The organism is Variovorax trehalosi (assembly GCF_051216415.1).
Lineage (GTDB): Bacteria > Pseudomonadota > Gammaproteobacteria > Burkholderiales > Burkholderiaceae_C > Variovorax.
This window is the reverse complement of the sequence record NZ_JBPJZG010000004.1, coordinates 305786-326943: the sequence shown is the minus strand read 5'-3', so window position 1 is coordinate 326943 and position 21158 is coordinate 305786. Positions and strand designations below refer to the sequence as shown.

Here is a 21158-nt window from a genome sequence, read left to right as displayed (position 1 = left end):
AAAAGAGATCAGGCGCGGCGCGTGGCAGCCGAGGCGCTGCTGCAGGCGCGGCACAGCATCAGCGCCAGCCGCTGCAGCGCCTGCCAGCCGCTGGCGGGCCAGTCGGGCTGCTTCAGGCCCTTGCAGATGCCGTCGACCAGGTGGGCCGCGCGCAGCAGGCGCGCCAGCATGCGGTCGTCCAGCCGCGGCAGCACGCGCTCGAAGGCGCGCTCGCGCGGGCCCCAGATGCGGTTCTCGCGCAGCGCCATCGGTAGCGGGCGGCCGGCCGCCATGGCGTCCTTCACGCGTTTCAACGCGCGGATGTCCTCGGCGATCGTGTAGTGCACCAGCACCTCGGCCTCGCCCTCGGCCTGCAGGCCGTCGAGCATGCGCGCCACGCGCTGCGGATTGCCGGCCAGCACGGCTTCGGAGAGCTTGAACACGTCGTAGCGCGCCACGTTGTTGACCGCGCCTTCGACCTGCTCCCAACTCAGTTCGCCCGCCGGGTGCAGCAGCGCGAGCTTCTGGATTTCCTGATGCGCGGCAAGCAGGTTGCCTTCGACACGATCGGCAAAGAACTGCAGCGTGCGCTGGCCTTCGTCGCCCGGCATCACGCGCTGGCCCTGCAGTCCGAGGCGCTGGGCGATCCACTGCGGCAGCGCAGCGCGCTCGATAGGGTCGACCTGCAGGCTCACGCCGTTGTTCTCCAGCGCCGAGAACCAGGCGCCGGTGCGCGTGGCCTTGTCCAGGCGCGGCAGCATCACCAGCGTGAGCGTGCTGTCGTTGCCCGGTGCGGCCTCGGCCAATTGCTGCAGGGCGGTGCTGCCGTCCTTGCCGGGCTTGCCCGAGGGGATGCGGATCTCGACGATCTGCTTGTCGGCGAAGAGCGAAAGCGAGCCGCCCGCCGCCAGCACCGCGCTCCAGTCGAAGTGCGCGCCGGCCACGGTGTACGAACTGCGCTCGGTGTAGCCCTGTTCGCGCGCGGCGGCGCGGATGGCATCGGCCGCTTCCTGCGCGAGCAGCGGCTCGTCGCCGTGGATCGTGTAGAGCGGCTTGAGCCCCTTCTGCAGATGGGGCCCGAGTTGGGCGCTGGCAAGTTGCATGGAATCGCTGCGGCGCGGGGCGCCTAGAGTTCCTTGACGGCTGCGAGGCGGCGCATCAGCTGCTGCGCGATGTCGGACTGCATGTCGCGGAACAGCAGCTCGGCCTCGCCTTCCTTGGCGAGCGCATTGGTCTCGTTGAAGCTCAGGTCGCGCGTCTGCGACACCTCGGAGGCCGAAAGCAGTTCCTTGCCGCCGGGCGTCTTCAGGCTGAAGCGCACGCGCAGGCGCAGTTGCAGTTCGCGCAGCGCGCCGGCCGAATTGGTCGAGATCACGAAGCGGTCGCGGTCTTCGCCAAGGACCACCAGCACCGCATCGGCGGTGCTGGCCTGGTCCTTGGGCACCAGCGTCACCGTGCCGGCCGCGCGCAGATCGCGCCGGATCTGGTTGATCAGCGCGGAATTGCCCTCGACCGACAGCGTCTTGAACGCGAAGACCGGCGCCTTGCGCAGCTCGAAGCCGCAGCCGGCCAGGCCCACGCTGGCGCCTACGGCCGTCAAACCGAGAAGAAAGCCGCGGCGCGGCAACGAGGCATTGCGTTTGTTCATGCTTCTGTCGTTCAAAGGACCACGTTGACCAGACGGCCGGGAACCACGATCACGCGCTTGGGCGGCGCGCCCTCGGCGAAGGCGACGAAGTCGTCGCAGGCGAGCGCGAGCTTCTCGATCTCGTCCTTGGAAGCGCCGGCCGGCACCAGCAGCTTGCCGCGCAGCTTGCCGTTGACCTGCAGCATGAGCTCGATCTCGTCCTGTACCAGCGCCTCGACGTCGACCGTCGGCCAGGCCGCGTCGAGCAGGCCGCCCAGGTCCTTGTCGTAGCCGAGCTCGCTCCAGAGCTGCTGGGCGATGTGCGGGGTGGCGGGGTACAGGCAGCGCAGCAGGATGCCGAAGCCCTCGCGCACCGCGGCTGCGTCGCCCGCGCTGCCGTCGGGCTTGAAGCCTTCGAGCGCGTTGAGCAGCTTCATCGCGCCCGACACCACCGTGTTGTATTGCATGCGCTGGTAGTCGTAGTCGACCTGGCGCAGCACCGTGTGCACCTCGCGGCGCAGCGCCTGGGCGGCCTTGCCGAACGTCTGTCCGCCGGCCTTGGCCGGTGCCACGTCCGCCTGCGCCACGCCGAAGTTCCACACCCGGCGCAGGAACCGGTAGCTGCCTTCGACGGCCGCGTCGTTCCACTCGAGCGTGGCTTCGGGCGGCGCGGTGAACATGGTGTACAGGCGCGCGGTGTCGGCGCCGTACTTCTCGATCAGGTCCTGCGGGTCGACGCCGTTGCGCTCGCTCTTGCCCATCTTGCCGACGCCGCCGTACTCGACCTTCGTGCCGTCGGCCATGGTGCCGCCGGTGATGCGGCCTTGCGCATCGAGCACCGGCGTGACTTCGGTCGGCGGGAAGTAGTCCTTGCCGCCCTTCTCGTTGCGCTTGTAGAAGATGTGGTTGAGCACCATCCCCTGCGTCAGCAGCTTGCCGAAGGGCTCGTCGGCCTTCACCAGGCCGAGGTCGCGCATCACCTTGGTCCAGAAGCGCGCGTACAGCAAATGCAGGATCGCGTGTTCGATGCCGCCGATGTACTGATCCATCGGCATCCAGTAGTCCGCGCCCTCGGCGACCATGGCCTGATCGTTCTTCGGGTCGCAGTAGCGCATGAAGTACCACGACGAATCCACGAAGGTGTCCATCGTGTCGGTCTCGCGCCGCGCGGCCTTGCCGCAGACCGGGCAGACCACGCCGGCATGGAAGCCTTCGTGCTTGTTCAGCGGGTTGCCCGAACCGTCGGGCACGCAGTCGGTCGGCAGCACCACGGGCAGGTCCTTCTCGGGGACCGGCACCGCGCCGTGCTCGTCGCAATGAATGATCGGGATCGGCGTGCCCCAGTAGCGCTGGCGGCTCACGCCCCAGTCGCGCAGGCGCCAGGTGGTCTGCAGTTCGCCCAGGCCCTTCTGGCCCAGCGCATGCGCGACGGCGGCCACGGCCTCCTTGTACGACATGCCGCTGAAGTTGTCGGAGTTGATGGTCACGCCGCGCTGCTTGTCGCCGTACCAGTCCTGCCACTTGTGATAGTCGAAGTGCGGCTCGTCGTCGACCAGCACCACCTGGATGATCTCGATGCCGTACTTGTTGGCGAAGGCGAAGTCGCGCTCGTCGTGGGCGGGCACGCCCATCACGGCGCCGTCGCCGTAGCCGATGAGCACGTAGTTGCCGACCCACACCGGCACCTGCTCCTCGGTGATCGGGTGCTTCACGGTCAGGCCCGTGGGCACGCCCTTCTTCTCCTGCGTGGCGAGCTCGGCCTCGGTGGTGCCGCCGTTCTTGCATTCTTCGATGAAGGCCGCGACCTTGGGGTCGAGCGTAGCGGCGTGCGCGGCCAGCGGATGCTCGGGCGCCACGGCGCAGAAGGTCACGCCCATGATGGTGTCGGCACGCGTGGTGAACACGTACATGCGGCCGTCCTGGATCAGCTTGCCGCTGGCGTCCTGGATGTCATGGGTGAAGGCGAAGCGCAGGCCCTCGCTCTTGCCGATCCAGTTCTCCTGCATCAGCTTCACGCGCTCGGGCCAGCCCGGCAGCTTGTGCTGGGTGTGCTCGAGCAGTTCCTCGGCGTAGTCGCTGATCTTCAGGTAGTAGCCCGGGATCTCGCGGCGCTCGACCGTCGCGCCGGTGCGCCAGCCCTTGCCGTCGATCACCTGCTCGTTGGCCAGCACGGTCTGGTCGACCGGGTCCCAGTTCACGACCTGGGTCTTGCGGTAGGCGATGCCCTTCTCGAGCATCTTCAGGAACAGCCACTGGTTCCACTTGTAGTAGCTCGGATCGCAGGTGGCGATCTCGCGGCTCCAGTCGATCGCCAGGCCCATGGCCTGGAGCTGGCCGCGCATGTAGTCGATGTTCTCGTAGGTCCACTTGGCCGGCGGAACCCCGTTTTTCAGCGCTGCGTTCTCGGCCGGCAGGCCGAAGGCGTCCCAGCCCATGGGCATCAGTACGTTGTAGCCGCTCATGCGCAGGTAGCGCGTGAGCATGTCGTTGATCGTGTAGTTGCGCACATGGCCCATGTGCAGCTTGCCGCTGGGGTACGGCAGCATGGAGCAGGCGTAGTACTTCTTGCGGCTCGCGTCCTCGGTGACGCGGTAGGCATCGGCGGCGGTCCATTGCGCCTGGGCAGCGGACTCGACGTCGCTGGGTTTGTAGCTGGGGTTCATAGCGTTTCGGCAAGGCCCGGCGCGGGCTGGCCGGGGAAGGCGGATTATCGCGCCCGGCCGATGCCCTCCGCGCGGCAGACCCTAGACTTGGGGCACGCAACCTGCATGTTGCCTGGGTAACGTCTGCTTTCGTACTGCCTGAACGCCATGAAACTGCTCTGGAAACCCCTGGCCCTGGGCCTCGCCGCCGCCCTTGTCACCGCCACGCCCCTGTGGGCACAGCAGAACGACAAGCCCCTGCGCATCGTCGTGCCCTTCGCCCCCGGCGGCGCGCAGGACGTCATTGCCCGCTACCTGAGCGCCAAGCTCACCGACAGGCTGGGCACCTCGGTGATCATCGACAACAAGGCAGGCGCCGGCGGCATCGTCGCCGCCGACGCGGTGGCCAAGGCGACCGACGGGGCCACCGTGCTGCTGGCCACGGGCGGCGCCGTCACCATCGCGCCCCACCTGCAGGCCAAGCTCCCCTACGACCCGGTGCACGAACTGGTGCCCGTCGCCCTGGTCGCCGACACGCCGATGACGCTGTCCGTGCGCACCGAAAGCCCCTACAAGACCATCGCCGACGTGCTGCGCGACGCCAAGGCCCGGCCGGGCCAGGTCACCTACGCCTCGACCGGCAACGGCACGGTGTCGCACCTCACCGGCGCGCTGCTGGCGCAGGCGAGCGGCGTGAACCTGCTGCACGTGCCCTACCGCGGCGCCGCGCCGGCGCTGACCGACCTCTTGGGCGGGCAGGTGGCGACGATCGTCACCAGCGTCGCCTCGATCGAGCCCATGGTCGCGAGCGGCAAGGCGCGGGTGCTCGGCACTTTCTCGCGCGCGGCCCTGCCCAGCATGGGCACGGCGCCCACCGTCGGCGAGGCCACGGGGCTGCCGGGCATGGAAGTGCCGGTGTGGGTGGGCGTGATGGCGCCGACGCGCATGCCGGCCGCGGGCATCGACAAGCTCGCCACCGCGCTGGTCGAGGTGTGCAACCTGCCGGAGACGAAGCAGCGCTTCGCCCAGCTGGGTGCGGTCAACACCTGCGGCAATGCGGCGGCGCTCGGCAAGGTGGTGACCGAAGACAGCCAGCGCTGGGCCAAGGTGATCAAGCAGGGCGGTATCAAGGTTGACTGACGCCTCGACGTACCGCGTCGGCATCGCGGGCACCGGCGCCATCGCGTTCGCCAGCGCCGCATGGCTGCGCCAGGCGGGCCACGGCGTCACGCTCTGGTCGCCGGGCGGCCAGGGCGCCGAGGCCTTGCGCACGCAGCCGCTGGAAGCGGGCGGCGTGCAACCCTGCACTGTGACGGTCGAGGTGGCTGACGATGCCGCGCAACTTTGCCATTCGGCGGACGTGCTGCTGCTCGCGCTCCCGGTCAACGGCCACAAACGCGTGATGGATGCGCTCCTGCCCTTCCTGCGAGACGGCCAGACCGTGATCGTCAGTTCGATGGCCTCGCTGTCGTCGCTCTATCTCCATGAAGCCGCCCGGCGCGCGGGCAAGCAGGTGACGGTCGCGAGCTTCGGCACGACCGTGCTGACCGCGCGCCGCGAATCGGGCACGCAGGTCCAGGTGATGACGCGGCGCAAGGCGGTCGGCGTCTCGGCGCTTCCGGGCGCGAACGTCGCACAGGCCGTGGCGCTCTGCACCGCGCTGTTCGGCGATGGCTTCTTCCCGCAGGACAGCGTGCTCGCCAGCGCGCTCGCCAACGTCAACCCGCAGTCCCACGGCCCGCTCGCGGTCTTCAACTGGACCCGCGTCGAGCGCGCGGAAAACTGGCCGCAGTACCACTGCATGACGCCCGGCGTGTCGCGCGCGATCGAGGCGCTGGACCTGGAACGCCGCGCCGTGGCGAAGGCCTTCGGCATCGACCTCGGCCCCATCGAGGAACACTTCGCGCGCTCCTTCGGCACCGCGTCGACGCGGCTCGAAGACATCGCGGCCGAGCTGCATGCCAAGCGCGGCGGCCCGCCCGGGCCGGTGCGGACCGACACCCGCTACGTGACCGAGGACATGCCCTACGGCCTGGCCTTCGTGGAGGCACTGGGGCAGATCGCCGGTGTGCCGACGCCTGCGACGCGCACCATCGTGGATGCCGCCTCGCTGGTCAACGGCGTCGACTTCCGCGCGCAGAACAACCTGCTGGCGCCGCTGGGCCTGGACCGCGAAACCGTCGCAGGCCTGCTCGCGCGCCTATGACCCGTCGGCGGGAAAGACCGGCTCGCCCAGGTTGAGCATCAGCCGGTTGGCCCAGGCGAACAGGGCCACCGAATGGACCAGGTCAAGGATTTCCAGCTCCGCCAGCCCGACTTCTTTCAGCGCCCGGATGTCCTCGGCCGACACCTTGTCCGGCTCGGCGCCGAGCTTGATCGAGAACGCGACGATGGCCTTCTCGCGCGGCGAGGTTCCCGCCGAAGCCGGCTCTTCGAACACCTGCGCGATCACGTCGCTCCGCTTGGCCAGTTGCTCGAAGCGCTGCGCATGCACCGACGCGCAGTACACGCAGCCGTTGACACGCGACTCCACCGTGGCGCCCAGTTCGCGCTCGGCGCGCGGCATGCCGCCCGGCGCGAACATGATCGCGTTGAAGGCGATGGAGCGCTGCAGCAGTATCTCGGGCTGGTGCGCGAGCACCAGGAAGTAGGGCGAGGTGCGCGCCTGCGGGCTCATCTCATCCAGCGCCGCGAGCTGGGCTGGCGTGGCGGCGTCGACATTCACCGTGTCCAGCCACGGCTTCCACTTGAGCACCTCGTTGGTGAAGCCCTGGATGCGGATCGGGGCCGTCATGCCGAAACCTCCGCGGCGGCCAGTGCCTTGAGGCCCGCGACGACACGGATCTGGTACGAGAGAAAGGCGATCAACTGGCTCAACGCCACGAGCGCGGGCGTGGACAGCCCGTGCGCCGCCAGCGCCTCGATGGCGGCGCGGTCGCCCTCGATCGGGCGTTCGATGAGCTTGCCGGCGAAGGCCAGCATCGCGCGCAACCGCGCGTCGGCGAGCGAGGCGATGTCGCCGCGCTCCACCGCATCGGCCACCGCAGCATCGGCGTTCTCGGCCGCCAGTTCCTCGCGGTAGTGCGCGGCAAGGCTCGGCGCGTTCGATACGCGGCAGGCGTGCAGCGCGACCAGCAGGCGCTCGGTGCGCGACAGGCCCTCGACCGCATGCGAGAACATCGCGTCGTGGCTGCTCTGGGTGGCGGCCACGACCTTGTCGCGTTGCCGGCGCAGCGCCCAGCTCGGCTGGTTCGGCGAGAGGGGCACGGCGTCATCGACCACGTCGATGGCCGGCAGCGCCACGGAAAGATTCGTCATGCAGGTCCTTGAAGGAAGAAGGTTCAGGTGCGGTCGCCGGGCGGCGGCGCAGGCACCCACTCGTCGCCGAACAGCTCGGGCTCGCTGTAGGCCTCGAGGTTGGCAAAGTGATGGTCGAAATCCTCGCGGTAGAACAGGCTCGCGATGCCGCTCGCCAGCCGCTTGGCGCCGTCGCTGATCGCGGGGATGTCGCCCGACACCGTGCCGTGCGAGAGCGCCGCCGGGTAGCAGAAGCAGTGGATGCGTTCGAGCCCTGGGCACTCGCCCGCCACGCGCTCCCGGAATTCGAAGACCGGTCCGAGGTCCGGCGAATCGGCCAGCTCCTGGTCTTCGTCGCCGGGTGCGGGCACGAAACGGTCTTTCCACGTGCGGATGTGGGGGGCGATGCCATCGAACTCGGGGCGGTTCGGCCAATCGACCTTGAAGCCGGTCGAGACGATCAGGAAGTCGAATTCGAAATCGCCCTTGGGCGTCGACACGCGCATCGAATCGCCCTGCGGCGTGACCGAGAGGATCGGGCAGCCGAAGTTGAAGAACGCATTCGGGAATGCCGACACCCGCAGCGTGCTGCCGTGCGGCGGCGGCACGTTCGCGATGTTGATGTAGTGGCGGATGCGCCACTTGCGCTCGTCGGACAGGTCGAAGTGCCCCTGCGTAAGGCCCGGCACGCCGGCGCCCTTTCCCTTGTTGACGCGCGGCAGGTCGGGCCGGCGGATCAGGAGCTCGACGCAGCGCGCGCCCGCCTCCAGCGCGGTGGCCGCGCTGTCCATCGCCGACGATCCCGCGCCGACCACGCCGACACGCAGGCCCGCGAGCCGGCCGTAGTCCATCTCGTCAGACGAGTGCGCCCATTGCGAACGCGGCAGCGCATCGACGAACGCCGGCACCGCCGGGCCACCGAGGCCGTCGCGGCCGGTGGCCAGCACGACGCGGCGCGCGAGCACACTGCTGGCGCCGACCGGCGTGCGCAGATCGAGCCGCACGGCCGTGTTATCGGGCAGCGGCTGGATGCGGGTGACCGCGGTGTCGTTGCGCACGTCGACGTTCATCACGCGGCGGTACCAGTTCAGGTAGTCCATCCACTGCAGGCGCGGGATCTTGTCCATCGCCGTCCACGCTTCCTGCCCGAACTGCGCCTCGAACCAGGCGCGGAAAGTGAGCGACGGCAGGCCCAGCGCGGGGCCGGTGAGTTCCTTGGGCGAGCGCAGCGTTTCCATGCGCGCGGTGGTGGCCCAGGGGCCTTCCTTGCCGGAGGGCGAGCGGTCGAACACCACCGCCCGGATGCCCTGCTGCGCCAACGCCACCGAAGCCGCTAGGCCGGCCTGCCCGCCGCCGATGACGGCCACGTCAAGCATCGCCTCGCCCGCCACCTGCCGCACGGGCATCCATTGGCGGCCGGGAAAGCCGAGGTATTCGAGGTCTTGGGCGAGCCGCGCCTCGAGCGCGGCGAGGGATGAAACGGAATCTGATGTCATTTGAGAGAGCCGGAAACAGCGCCCAGTGTAGAAAGCTTCGCGCCTTGTCGAATCGCGCCCGGTCGTCGGCAAACGCGTATGACTGGCCCGGATTTCGCATGCCACAATGAATTCAGACCACAGGGGCAGGCATGGGCAGCAGCAACAGCGAATGGTGGCGTGGCGCGGTGATCTACCAGATCTACCCGCGCAGCTTCATGGACAGCAACGGCGACGGCATCGGCGACCTGCCCGGCATCACGGCCCGGCTCGACCATGTGGCCAGCCTCGGGGCAGATGCGGTCTGGGTCTCGCCCTTCTTCCGCTCGCCGATGAAGGATTTCGGCTACGACGTGTCCGACTACCGCGCAGTCGATCCGCTCTTCGGCACGCTCGCCGACTTCGACGCGATGCTCGCGCGCATGCATGCGCTGGGGCTCAAGCTCATCATCGACCAGGTGCTCTCGCACACCTCCGACCAGCATGCCTGGTTCGTCGAAAGCCGCAGTTCGCGCGACAACCCCAAGGCCGACTGGTACGTCTGGGCCGACCCCAAGCCCGACGGCACGCCGCCCACCAACTGGCTCTCGGTGTTCGGCGGCTCGGCCTGGCAGTGGGATTCGCGCCGCCGGCAGTACTACCTGCACAGCTTTCTCACCGAGCAGCCCGACCTCAACTTCCATTGCGCGGCCGTACAGGACGCGCTGCTCGGCGAGGTCCGCTTCTGGTGCGAGCGCGGCGTGGACGGCTTTCGCTTCGACGCCTGCAACCACCAGTTCCACGACGCGCTGCTGCGCGACAACCCGCCGGCCTCGCTCGCGTCGATCGATGAAGTGAGCACGGTGCGCGCCGACAACCCTTATGCGATGCAGCAGCACCTGTACGACAAGAGCCAGCAGGAGAACCTGGTGTTCCTCGAGCGCCTGCGCGGGCTGCTCGACGGCTACGGCGCGGTCGCGCTCGGCGAGGTCGGCGACGAGAACGCGCCGCCCGTCATGGCGCAGTACACCGAGCTCGGCAAGCGCCTGCACCTGGCCTACAGCTTCAGCCTGCTGACGGCGGACCACAGCGCCAGGCACCTGCGCCACCAGGTCGAGGCGCTCGACCAGGCGCTGGCGCCCACGGGCGGCTGGGGCTGCTGGGCGGTGTCGAACCACGACGTGCCGCGCGTCGCCACGCGCTGGAGCGACGGCAAGGCGCCCGACACCCGTCGCGACCGCCTCTGGCTCGCCTTGCTGCTGGCGCTGCGCGGCAGCGCCAGCATCTACCAGGGCGAGGAGCTCGGCCTGCCCGAAGCCGAGGTGCCCTTCGAACTGCTGCAAGACCCCTACGGCCGCGCCTTCTGGCCCGAGTTCAAGGGCCGCGACGGCTGCCGCACACCGATGCCGTGGCAGGCCGATGCGCTCCATGGCGGCTTCACCACCGGCACGCCGTGGCTGCCGGTGTACGGCTCGCACCTGCCGTTGGCCATCGAGAACCAGGCCGACGATCCCGGTTCGATGCTGGCCTTCAGCCGCGCGCTGCTGCACTGGCGCCGCACGCAGCCGCTGCTGCGCACAGGGACCATTGCATTCATCGACACGCCCGATCCGGTGCTGTGGTTCGAGCGGCGCGACGGAAGCGCATCGCTGCAGGCGATCTTCAACCTGGGGGGCGAGCCCGTGACGATTGCGCTGAGCGAGGCGTTGGTGCCGCTGCAAGGCCACCCACTCGCCGCGACCGCCGCCGTGCAGGGCGATGGCGAAAAGCGCATGCTGACGCTGACGCCCTATGGCGTCTTTTTCGGAACACCCGCCAACGACGAAGGACACAGCTGACCGCCATGCCACCCAAGCCCCTGCCCGCCTCCGAAGTCCGCGCGCTGATGCGCGCCGAACACGGCGACCCGTTCGCCGTGCTCGGGCCGCACGAAACCCGCGAAGGGCTCGAGGTGCGCGCGCTGATGCCCGGCGCGCAGAGCGTGGCGGTGATGCATTCGCGCACCGGCTGGCCGCTCGCGATGCTCACGCGGCACGAGGGTTCCGACCTGTTCAGCGGCTTGGTGCCGGCGGCCGAAGCGCGCCTGGGCTATTCGTTCCAGGTCGATTGGGGCTCGCACACCTCGCGGCTCGAAGACCCCTACCGCTTTCCGTTCGTGCTCGGCGAAACCGACGTGTGGCTGCTGGCCGAGGGCACGCACCTGCGGCCCTGGGAGCGGCTGGGCGCGCACCTGCGCGAGATCGACGGCGTCAAGGGCGTGGCCTTCGCGGTCTGGGCACCGAACGCGCGCCGGGTCTCGGTGGTCGGCGACTTCAACAACTGGGACGGCCGGCGCCACATGATGCGGCTGCGCCGCGAATGCGGCGTGTGGGAGATCTTCGCGCCGCACGTGGCGACCGGCGACAGCTACGAGTTCGAGATTCTTTCGGCCAAGGGCGAGGTGCTGCGCAAGGCCGACCCGTTCGCGTTCTCCTCGCGCCTGCGTCCCGAGACCGCCTGCGTGGTGGCGCCGCTGCCGGCCGCAGTGAAGATGCCCGAAGGCCGCGCCGAGGCCAACGAGCGCCATGCGCCGATCAGCATCTACGAAGTGCACCTGGGCTCGTGGCGCCGCAAGAACAACGGCCACGAGTGGCTCGACTATCGCGAGCTGGCCGACACGCTCGTGCCCTATGCGCGCGACATGGGCTTCACGCACATCGAGCTGCTGCCGGTCAGCGAGCACCCGTTCGACGGCTCATGGGGCTACCAGCCGATCGGGCTCTACGCGCCGACCTCGCGCTTCGGCACGCCGGGCGACTTCCGCCATTTCGTGGAGGCCGCGCATGCGGCCGGGCTGGGCGTGATCCTCGACTGGGTGCCCGCGCATTTCCCGACCGATGCGCATGGGCTCGGCCGTTTCGACGGCACGGCGCTGTACGAGTACGCCGATCCGCGCGAGGGCTTTCACAACGACTGGCAGACGCTGATCTTCAACTACGCACGCACGGAGGTGCGCAACTACCTCGTGGGCAATGCGCTGTACTGGCTGGAGCGCTATGGCGTCGATGGCCTCCGGGTCGATGCGGTGGCGTCGATGCTGTACCGCGACTACAGCCGCAAGGCCGGCGAGTGGGTGCCGAATGCGCAGGGCGGACGCGAGAACCTGGAGGCCATCGATTTCCTTCGCCGCATGAACCGCGTGGTGGGCATCGAGCGGCCCGGCGCGGTGACGCTGGCCGAGGAATCGACGAGCTTTCCGGGCGTGACGCGGCCGCCGGAGAACGGAGGGCTGGGCTTTCACTACAAGTGGAACATGGGGTGGATGAACGACACGCTGGCCTACGCCGGCACCGACCCGGTCTACCGCAAGCACCATCACCAGCAGATCACCTTCGGGCTGATGTACGCGCACACCGAGAACTTCGTGCTGCCGCTTTCACACGACGAAGTGGTGCACGGCAAGGGTTCGATGATCGGGCGGATGCCGGGCGACGAATGGCAGAAGTTCGCGGGGCTGCGCAACCTGTACGGCTACCTCTGGGGGTATCCGGGGAAGAAGTTGCTGTTCATGGGGGGCGAGTTCGCGCAGGTTGCCGAGTGGAATGCGGACCGGAGTCTCGACTGGCATCTGCTGGAGCAGGCTGCGCACCAGGGAGTGCGGCGGTTGGTGCGCGATCTGAACAATGTGTACCGGCACTTTCCTGCGCTGCATGAGCTGGACAATGAGGGGGCCGGATTCGAGTGGATCGTGCATGACGATGCGGATCAGTCGGTGTTTGCGTTTGTTCGTCGTGCGCGCGACGGAGCGTTTGTGGTGGTGGTGTGCAACTTCACGCCGTTGCCTCGGCATTCGTATCGGCTTGGTGTTCCTGTTGCGGGGGCTTATCGGGAGATCGTCAATACGGATGGGGCTGTGTATGGGGGGAGTGGCGTGGGGAATGGGATCGTTGAAAGCTCGCCTGTGCCCTGGCATGGGAAGGCGGATTCGATTTCGGTCAGCGTGCCGCCGCTGGCTACTGTGATGTGGGTGTTGGTTTGATGGGTCTGGGATTGTTTTTTTTCCCGGAGCCGGGTCTCGGCCCGGCGGCCGACTCACTTTCTTTTGCTTCGCCAAAAGAAAGTAAGCAAAGAAAAGGCGACCCTGCTGTCTGCGTCCCTCCGCTTCGCTACGGGCAACCTGCGGTGCTCACGTTTCGCGGGGTCTCGCCCAAACTCGCTTCGCTCAAACAAGGGCGAGCCCTGATCCGCGAAACGCTCCGCTCCTCGGCGCATACAGAAGGGATTTGGGGACCAGCAGGCCATCGCTGCGCTCGGCCACGGTGCCCTCACCCCAGCCCTCTCCCAAAGGGAGAGGGAGCAAGTCCCCCCGCCGAGCGAAGCAAAGGCCCGATTGCAAGCCGAGCGAAGCGATGGCCCGTTCGTCTCCCCCTCCCCTCTGGCTGCGCCGAGGAGCGCAGCGTTTCGCGGATCAGGGCTCGCAGCTGTTTGAGCGAAGCGAGTTCTGCGAGACCCCGCGAAACGCGAGCACCGCAGGTTGCCCGTAGCGCAGCGGAGGGTCGCAGACAGTGGGGTCGCCTTTTCTTTGGCTACTTTCTTTTGGCGAAGCAAAAGAAAGTAGCTCGCCCGCCGGGGCGAGACCCGGCCTCGAAAAACAAACCATCCCAAGGGCAAAAAGAATGCTGAGCCCAGGCACCCCGTTCCCCCTGGGCGCAACCCCGTCAAATCAAGGCATCAACTTCGCCATAGCAGCCCCTACGGCAGAGGCAGTCGACCTCTGCCTCTTCGACAGCACAGGCCAGAACGAACAGCAACGCCTCCGCCTGCCCGCATGCACAGACGGCATCTGGCACGGCCAGCTCCCAGCCGGTCGCGAAGGCCTGGTCTACGGCTACCGCGTCCACGGCCCGTGGGCGCCACGCGACGGCCAACGCTTCAACCCCGCCAAGCTGCTGCTCGACCCGTATGCACGCGAGATCGTCGGCCGCTACGACGGCAGCGACCTGTTCCTCGGCCATGACCCTGCAGACCCCGACCAACGCGACGGACGCGACAACGGCTCCGTCGCACTCAAGGCGCGTGTGACGGCAAGCGCGAGTACCCCAACATCGCGTGGCCACGCCCGCATCGCACCCAGCGACCGCGTCCTCTACGAACTGCACGTCCGCGGCCAGACCCGCCTGCACCCCGGCGTACCCGCCGCATTGCGCGGCACCTACGCCGGCCTCGCCGAGCCCGCCGTGCTCGACCACCTGCAGCGCCTGGGCGTCACCACGCTGAGCCTCATGCCCGTGCAGCACCGCGCCGACGAACAACGCCTGCTCGCCATGGGCCTCTCCAACTACTGGGGCTACAACACCATCGGCTGGTTCGCGCCCGAAGCCCGCTACTGGAGCGGCCGCCCCGGCACCACGCTCGCGAGCGAATTCCGCGCGATGGCCGACGCGGTGCATGCGCGCGGCATGGAACTGGTGATCGACGTGGTCTACAACCACAGCGCCGAGAGCGACGAACTGGGCCCGACGCTCTCGATGCGCGGCATCGACAACGCCCTGTATTACCACCTGCGCGAAGACGACCGCGCGCTCTACGAAAACTGGACCGGCACCGGCAACTGCCTGAACCTCGGCGAGCCCCGCGTGCTGCAACTCGTGATGGACAGCCTGCGCTTCTGGGCTTGCGAGATGGGCGTCGACGGCTTTCGCTTCGACCTCGCACCGGTACTGGGGCGCGATGCGACCACAGGGTTCGACCCGCGCGCGCCCTTCTTCGCCGCCATCGCGCAAGACCCTGTGCTCTCGCGCACGCTGCTGATCGCCGAGCCGTGGGACGTCGGCCCCGGCGGTTACCGCCTTGGCGAATTCCCGCCCGGCTGGCTCGAATGGAACGATCGCTACCGCGACACGCAGCGCGGCTTCTGGCTGCGGCAAGGGCGGGAGGGCGCCGCGGGGCTCGGCGATTTCGCGCATCGCTTCACCGCCTCCAGCGCGCAGTTCGCCCATCACGGCCGCGCCCCGACGGCGAGCGTCAACTTCATCACCGCGCACGACGGCTTCACGCTGCGCGACCTGGTGAGCTACGAAGAGCGCCACAACCTCGCGAACGGCGAGAACAACCGCGACGGCCACGCGCACAACCTGAGCAACAACTGCGGCGTCGAGGGCCCGAGCGACGACGCCGGTGTGCGCGCGCAACGCAGCCGCCTGCAGCGCGCCCTGCTCGCCGTGCTGCTGCTCTCGCAGGGCACGCCGATGCTGCTGGCCGGCGACGAGCTGGGTCACAGCCAACAGGGCAACAACAACGCCTACTGCCAGGACAACGAGACCACCTGGCTCGCATGGATCGGTGTAACCGACCCCGCCGGCGACATGGCGCGCACGAGCGAGTTCGTCGCGCGCCTGGCGGCCTTGCGTCGCGAAGCGCCGGTGCTGCGCAGCACGCGCTGGTGGCCGGCCGATCCGCCCGAGGGCGCACCGGCCATTCGCTGGCTGCGTCCCGATGGCCAGCCGATGACGCCGGACGACTGGCATGCGGGCACAGCCCTTGCAATCCTCTTCGACAACAGCGCGGCGAGGGAGGACGCAGGCGCATGGCTGGTGCTGGTCAATGCCGGTGCAGAGACGGTGAATTTCACGCTGCCCCCGGGCAACTGGCGCAGTTGTCTCTCGACCGATCCCGCCCGTGACCACAGCACATCGCCAGAGGCGCTCGGCAATGCGGCAGAAGTATCTTTTTCGAGCATCCGGGTTGCAAGAACGTAGAAGCCATGCGCACGGCGCGGTGCTAGCCTCGCTACAGAAACTCTGACGACGCATTCCAACGAACGAACGAACGGAGACACAGGATGGACAACAAGCTCAGCACGCCTCCCTCGCAGGAACCCCTGCAGGCCCACCAACTGGTTCGTCGCACCATCGCCCTGGTGCTGGCCGGCGGCCGAGGCTCCCGCCTCAAGCAGCTGACCGACCGGCGGGCCAAGCCGGCCGTGTACTTCGGCGGCAAATTCCGCATCATCGATTTCGCCTTGTCGAACTGCCTCAACTCCGGCATCCGGCGCATGGCGGTAGTCACGCAGTACAAGTCGCATTCGCTCATGCGCCACCTGCAGCGCGGCTGGAGCTTCCTGCGGGCCGAACTCAACGAGATGGTCGACGTGCTGCCCGCGCAGCAGCGTGTGGGCGACGAGCATTGGTACCGCGGCACGGCCGATGCGGTGTTCCAGAACCTGGACATCATCCAGACCCGCTCGACCAAGCACGACTACGTGGTGGTGCTGGCCGGCGACCACATCTACAAGATGGACTACTCGATCATGGTGAAGGACCATGCCGAGCGCGGCCTGGGCTGCACGGTCGGCTGCATCGAGGTGCCGCGCATGGAGGCCACCGCCTTCGGCGTGATGGCCATCGACGACGGACGGCAGATCACGGCCTTTCTCGAGAAGCCGGCCGATCCGCCCGCCATGCCCGGCCACCCCGACGTGGCGCTGGCCAGCATGGGCATCTACGTGTTCGACTCCGCCTACCTCTACCAGCTGCTCGAGGAAGACGCCGCCAATCCCGATTCGAGCCATGATTTCGGCAAGGACATCATCCCGCGCGCCGTGGCGCAGGGCCGCGCGCTGGCGCATCCGTTCGGCATGTCCTGCGTCACGCGGGCTTCGCGCGGACCCGATGCCAAGGCCTACTGGCGCGACGTGGGCACGATTGATGCATTCTGGGCAGCCAACCTCGACCTGGCCTCGATCACCCCCGAACTCGACATCTATGACACCGACTGGCCCATCTGGACCTACCAGCGGCAACTGCCACCGGCCAAGTTCGTGCTCGACCGCCACGGCCACCACGGCATGACGGTCAACACCATCGTCTCGGGCGGCTGCATCGTCTCGGGCTCCAAGGTGAGCAGCTCGGTGCTGTTCTCTGGGGTGCGCATCCATTCGTTCTGCGAGATCAACGAAGCGGTGCTGCTGCCCGACGTCGAGGTGGGCCGCGGCGCCCGGCTCAGCAAAGTGGTGATCGACCGCGGCTGCGTGATTCCCGACGACATGGTGATCGGCGAAGATGCCGCCGCCGACGCCGCGCGCTTCGAGCGCACCGAGACCGGCGTGGTGCTGGTCACCCGCGAAATGCTCAAACGTTTGACGGCCTGACGCCGCAGCCACGAACGATGCGAATCCTCCAGGTCAGCGCCGAACTCTTCCCCCTCCTCAAGACTGGCGGCCTGGCGGACATCGCCGGTGCCCTGCCCCTCGCGCTCATGGCCGAAGGGCAGGACGCGCGCGTGCTGCTGCCGGGCTTCCCGGCCATCGTGGCCGGGGTGCGCGACCTGGTGCCGGTGGCGGATTTCAATGCGCCCTGGGGCGAGCGCTTCGGCCTGCGGGCCGGGCACATCGCCATCGACGGTGCGCCGCCGATTCCCGCCTACGTGATCGACGCACCGGCCCTGTACGACCGGCCCGGCAACCCCTACGAAGACACGGCGCGCCAGCCCTACGCCGACAACCACCGGCGCTTCGCGCTGCTCGGCTGGGCTGCGGCGCAACTCGCACAGGGACTCGACCCGGCGTGGCAGCCCGAGGTCGTGCATGCGCACGACTGGCATGCGGCGCTGGCGCCCGCCTACATCGCCTTTGCGCGGCGGGCCGGCCAACCGCGCGTGGGCACCGTGTTCACGGTGCACAACCTGGCCTACCAGGGCATCTTCGCGCCCTGGCATTTCACCGACCTGGGCTTGCCGGGCCCCGCCTTCCACATGAACGGGCTCGAATACCACGGCCAGGTCTCGTTCATGAAGGCCGGCCTGTACTTCGCCGACCGGCTCACCACGGTGAGCCCGACCTACGCGATCGAGATTCAGACGCCCGAGCAGGGCTGTGGCCTCGACGGCCTGCTGCGCCAGCGCAGCAGCGTGCTCAGCGGCATCTTGAACGCGGTGGACGACAAGGTCTGGAACCCGGCGGCCGACGCCGCCCTGGTGCAGGGCTATCACACGCCCGAAGGCCGCCACATGGCGGGCAAGGCGCGCTGCAAGGCGGTGCTGCAGCACCAGCTCGGCCTGGCCGAGCGGCCCGATGCGCCGCTCTTCATCCTGGTGAGCCGGCTCACCGAGCAGAAGGGCCTGCACCTCGTGCTCGGCGGCATCGATGCACTGCTCGCGCAGGGCGGCCAGCTCGCGCTGCTGGGCAGCGGCGAAGCGTGGCTCGAAGAGGCCTTTCGCCAGCGCGCGGCGGCGGCGCCGGAATCGGTCAGCGTCACCATCGGCTACAACGAAACGCTGGCGCACCAGCTCTTCGGCGGCGGCGACGTGACGCTGGTGCCATCGCTCTTCGAGCCCTGCGGCCTCACGCAGATGTACGGCCTGAAATACGGCAGCCTGCCGCTGGTGCGCCGCGTGGGCGGCCTCGCCGACACGGTGGTCGACAGCACGCTCGAAGACATGGCGAGCGGCGAGGCCACCGGTTTCGTTTTCGACCGCTTCGACCCAGCCGACTACGAACGCGCGCTGCGCCGTGCCTTCGCCCTCTACCAGCGCGCGCCCGACTGGCGCCGCGTGCGCGGCCATGCCATGCGGCGTCCGGCCGACTGGGGCACGGCCGCAGCCCAATACATCGACGTCTACCACCAGGCATCGGGCACCGCCTGATCCACGCACGGCAGACATGACACCACTTACCCCGGGAGCGCCCACCATGACGATCAAAGACTTCGCCTACGACCACCCCGACCGCGACGTCGCGGCCTTCAAGCGCGCCGTGGCCAACAAGCTGATCTACGCGGTCGGCAAGGACCCGGTCGCGGCCAGCCAGGACGACTGGCTCAACGCCACCTCGCAGGCCGTGCGCGACCAACTGGTCGAGCGCTGGATGATGACCACGCGCGCCAACTACGCGCAGGACCTGAAGCGCGTCTATTACCTCTCGATGGAGTTCCTCATCGGGCGCACCTTCACCAATGCGCTGCTCGCGGTCGACCTGTACGACACCGTGCGAGAAGCCCTGGCCGACTTCGGCGTCGACATGTCGGCGCTAGCCGAGCGCGAGCCCGACGCGGCGCTCGGCAACGGCGGCCTCGGACGGCTCGCGGCCTGCTTTCTCGATTCGATGGCCACGCTCGGCGTGCCCGGCATGGGCTATGGCATCCGCTACGAATACGGCATGTTCCGCCAGCGCATCGTCGACGGCCAGCAGGTGGAAACGCCCGACTATTGGCTCACGCGCGGCAACCCGTGGGAGTTCCAGCGGCCCGAGGTGAACTACCGCGTGCGCTTCGGCGGCCACGTGCAAAAGCGCGAAGGCAAGAACGCCCCCTACGGCGCGGCCGACTGGGTCGACACGCACGACGTGCTGGCCGTGGCCTACGACACCATCATTCCGGGCTACGGCACGCAGGCCACCAACACGCTGCGGCTGTGGTCGGCACGCGCCACCGAGGAGATCGACCTCTCGGCCTTCAACCGCGGCAACTACATGGGCGCGGTGGAAAGCAAGAACCAGTCGGAGAACGTCTCGCGCGTGCTCTACCCCGACGACTCCACGCCCTCGGGCCGCGAGTTGCGGCTGCACCAGGAGTATTTTTTCTGCAGCGCGAGCGTGCAGGACCTGCTGCGCCGGTACCTGCGCAGCCACAAGACCTTCGACCAGCTTTCCGAGAAGGTCAGCATCCACCTGAACGACACGCACCCGGTGCTCGCGGTGCCCGAGCTCATGCGCCTCCTGCTCGACGAGCACGGCCTCGCATGGGACGAGGCCTGGGCGCACACGCAGAAGGTGTTCAGCTACACCAACCACACGCTGATGCACGAGGCGCTGGAGACCTGGCCGGTGGAGATGCTGGGGCGCATATTGCCGCGGCACCTGCAGATCATCTACGACATGAACGCGAAGTTCCTCGCCACCGTGACGCAGAAGGTCGGCAACGACGTGGAGCTGATGCGCCGGCTTTCGCTGGTGGACGAATCGGGCGAGCGGCGTGTGCGCATGGCGTACGTGGCGGTGCTGGCGAGCCACTCGATCAACGGCGTGTCGGGGCTGCATTCGGAGCTGATGAAGCAGTCGATCTTTGCCGACTTCGACAAGATTTTTCCCGAGCGCTTCAACAACAAGACCAACGGCGTCACGCCGCGCCGCTGGCTGGCGCAGGCCAACCCGCCGCTGGCCGGGTTGCTCGACCAGCGCATCGGCAAGGGCTGGCGGCGCGACCTGTCGCAGCTCGAGGCGCTCAGGCCCATGGCCGCGCAACCCGCGTTCGTGCGCGCGTTCCGCCACGCCAAGCGCGAGAACAAGCTGCGGCTGGCCAACTGGGTCGGAGAACACCTGAAGATCGACCTGGACACCGATGCGATGTTCGACGTGCAGGTCAAGCGCATCCACGAATACAAGCGGCAGCTGCTCAATGTGCTGCACGTGGTGACGCGCTATCACCGCATCCTCGACGCACAGGCGACGGGCGCGCCCATCGACCTCGTGCCGCGCGTGGTGGTGTTCGCGGGCAAGGCGGCGTCGGCATACGCGATGGCCAAGCTGGTGATCCGGCTCATCAATGACGTGGCAAGCACCATCAACGCCGATGCGCGCGTGGGCAAGCTGCTGAAGGTGGTGTTCCTGCCGAACTACAGCGTGAGCCTGGCCGAGATCATCATGCCGGCGGCCGACCTGTCGGAGCAGATTTCCACCGCGGGCACCGAAGCCTCGGGCACCGGGAACATGAAGTTCGCGCTCAACGGCGCGCTCACCATCGGCACGCTCGACGGCGCCAACGTGGAGATGCGCGAGAACGTGGGGCCGGAGAACATCTTCATCTTCGGCAACACGACGCCGGAAGTGGCGGACATCCGGGCTCACGGCTACCAGCCGCGCGACATCTACGAAGAGAACGCGGAACTCAAGCGCGTGCTCGACGCGATCCGCGACGGCGCGTTCTCGCCGGGCGAGCCTTCGCGCTACCAGGGCATCTACGATGCGCTGGTGAACTGGGGCGACCATTACCTGCTGCTGGCCGACTACGCGAGCTATGTCGCCAAGCAGGCCGAGGTCGACGCGCTGTACCGCGACTCGGATGCCTGGACGCGGATGGCGATTCTCAATGTGGCGGGGATGGGGGCGTTTTCGTCTGACCGCACGATTGCGCAGTATGCGCACGAGATCTGGAACACCAAGCCGGTGGTGCTGGGCTGAGGAGGCCC

General features: G+C 68.2%; 14 protein-coding genes. 8 read left to right on the top strand and 6 right to left on the bottom strand.

Going from position 1 to position 21158, the window contains the following annotated elements; genetic code table 11:
• Positions 1-8: 8 nt before the first annotated feature.
• From holA to leuS, 3 genes are read right to left on the bottom strand one after another with little or no spacing between them, the layout of a single operon-like run.
• A complete protein-coding gene (gene holA / locus ACSFA7_RS17155; RefSeq protein WP_435500488.1) occupies positions 9-1082 on the bottom strand; it encodes a DNA polymerase III subunit delta in 1074 nt (357 codons plus the stop codon).
• 23 nt (positions 1083-1105) lie between these two features.
• On the bottom strand, positions 1106-1627 hold the full coding sequence (locus tag ACSFA7_RS17150) for an LPS-assembly lipoprotein LptE (RefSeq protein WP_435500487.1): 522 nt from the start codon (positions 1625-1627) through the stop codon (positions 1106-1108).
• A gap of 11 nt (positions 1628-1638) precedes the next feature.
• Entirely contained in the window at positions 1639-4269 is a 2631-nt protein-coding gene (gene leuS / locus ACSFA7_RS17145) for a leucine--tRNA ligase (protein WP_435500486.1), read from the bottom strand.
• Positions 4270-4416: 147 nt separating this feature from the next.
• On the opposite strand from leuS, the gene ACSFA7_RS17140 reads away from it, so the two are divergent.
• Together ACSFA7_RS17140 and ACSFA7_RS17135 are read left to right on the top strand one after the other, a co-directional pair.
• Entirely contained in the window at positions 4417-5388 is a 972-nt protein-coding gene (locus ACSFA7_RS17140) for a Bug family tripartite tricarboxylate transporter substrate binding protein (RefSeq protein ID WP_435500485.1), read from the top strand.
• On the top strand, positions 5381-6454 hold the full coding sequence (locus ACSFA7_RS17135; protein WP_435500484.1) for an NAD/NADP octopine/nopaline dehydrogenase family protein: 1074 nt from the start codon (positions 5381-5383) through the stop codon (positions 6452-6454). The genes ACSFA7_RS17140 and ACSFA7_RS17135 overlap by 8 nt, the downstream gene beginning before the upstream one ends.
• Here the strand turns inward: ACSFA7_RS17135 and ACSFA7_RS17130 are convergent.
• The 3 genes from ACSFA7_RS17130 to ACSFA7_RS17120 are packed head-to-tail and all read right to left on the bottom strand — an operon-like array spanning position 6449 to position 9041.
• Entirely contained in the window at positions 6449-7042 is a 594-nt protein-coding gene (locus ACSFA7_RS17130; RefSeq protein ID WP_435500483.1) for a peroxidase-related enzyme, read from the bottom strand. The genes ACSFA7_RS17135 and ACSFA7_RS17130 overlap by 6 nt on opposite strands.
• Entirely contained in the window at positions 7039-7566 is a 528-nt protein-coding gene (locus ACSFA7_RS17125) for a CMD domain-containing protein (RefSeq protein WP_435500482.1), read from the bottom strand. The genes ACSFA7_RS17130 and ACSFA7_RS17125 overlap by 4 nt, the downstream gene beginning before the upstream one ends.
• 23 nt (positions 7567-7589) lie before the next feature.
• Positions 7590-9041 (bottom strand): NAD(P)-binding domain-containing protein, encoded by a 1452-nt coding sequence (locus tag ACSFA7_RS17120; RefSeq protein WP_435500481.1) that lies wholly within the window; start codon positions 9039-9041, stop codon positions 7590-7592.
• 131 nt (positions 9042-9172) lie between these two features.
• On the opposite strand from ACSFA7_RS17120, the gene ACSFA7_RS17115 reads away from it, so the two are divergent.
• From ACSFA7_RS17115 to ACSFA7_RS17090, 6 genes are all read left to right on the top strand, one after another.
• Positions 9173-10837, top strand: coding sequence for an alpha-amylase family glycosyl hydrolase (locus tag ACSFA7_RS17115; RefSeq protein ID WP_435500480.1), 1665 nt, complete (start codon positions 9173-9175; stop codon positions 10835-10837).
• A 5-nt stretch (positions 10838-10842) separates the two neighbouring features.
• Entirely contained in the window at positions 10843-13017 is a 2175-nt protein-coding gene (glgB, locus tag ACSFA7_RS17110; protein WP_435500479.1) for a 1,4-alpha-glucan branching protein GlgB, read from the top strand.
• Between the two features lie 637 nt (positions 13018-13654).
• Positions 13655-15736: a glycogen debranching protein GlgX gene (gene glgX, locus ACSFA7_RS17105; RefSeq protein WP_435500478.1), complete on the top strand. Its 2082-nt coding sequence runs from the start codon at positions 13655-13657 to the stop codon at positions 15734-15736.
• 83 nt (positions 15737-15819) lie between these two features.
• Positions 15820-17127, top strand: a complete 1308-nt coding sequence (glgC, locus tag ACSFA7_RS17100; RefSeq protein ID WP_206176854.1) for a glucose-1-phosphate adenylyltransferase — start codon at positions 15820-15822, stop codon at positions 17125-17127.
• A 17-nt stretch (positions 17128-17144) separates the two neighbouring features.
• Positions 17145-18620 (top strand): glycogen synthase GlgA, encoded by a 1476-nt coding sequence (glgA, locus tag ACSFA7_RS17095; RefSeq protein WP_435500477.1) that lies wholly within the window; start codon positions 17145-17147, stop codon positions 18618-18620.
• Between the two features lie 46 nt (positions 18621-18666).
• On the top strand, positions 18667-21150 hold the full coding sequence (locus ACSFA7_RS17090) for a glycogen/starch/alpha-glucan phosphorylase (protein ID WP_435500476.1): 2484 nt from the start codon (positions 18667-18669) through the stop codon (positions 21148-21150).
• Positions 21151-21158: the final 8 nt, after the last annotated feature.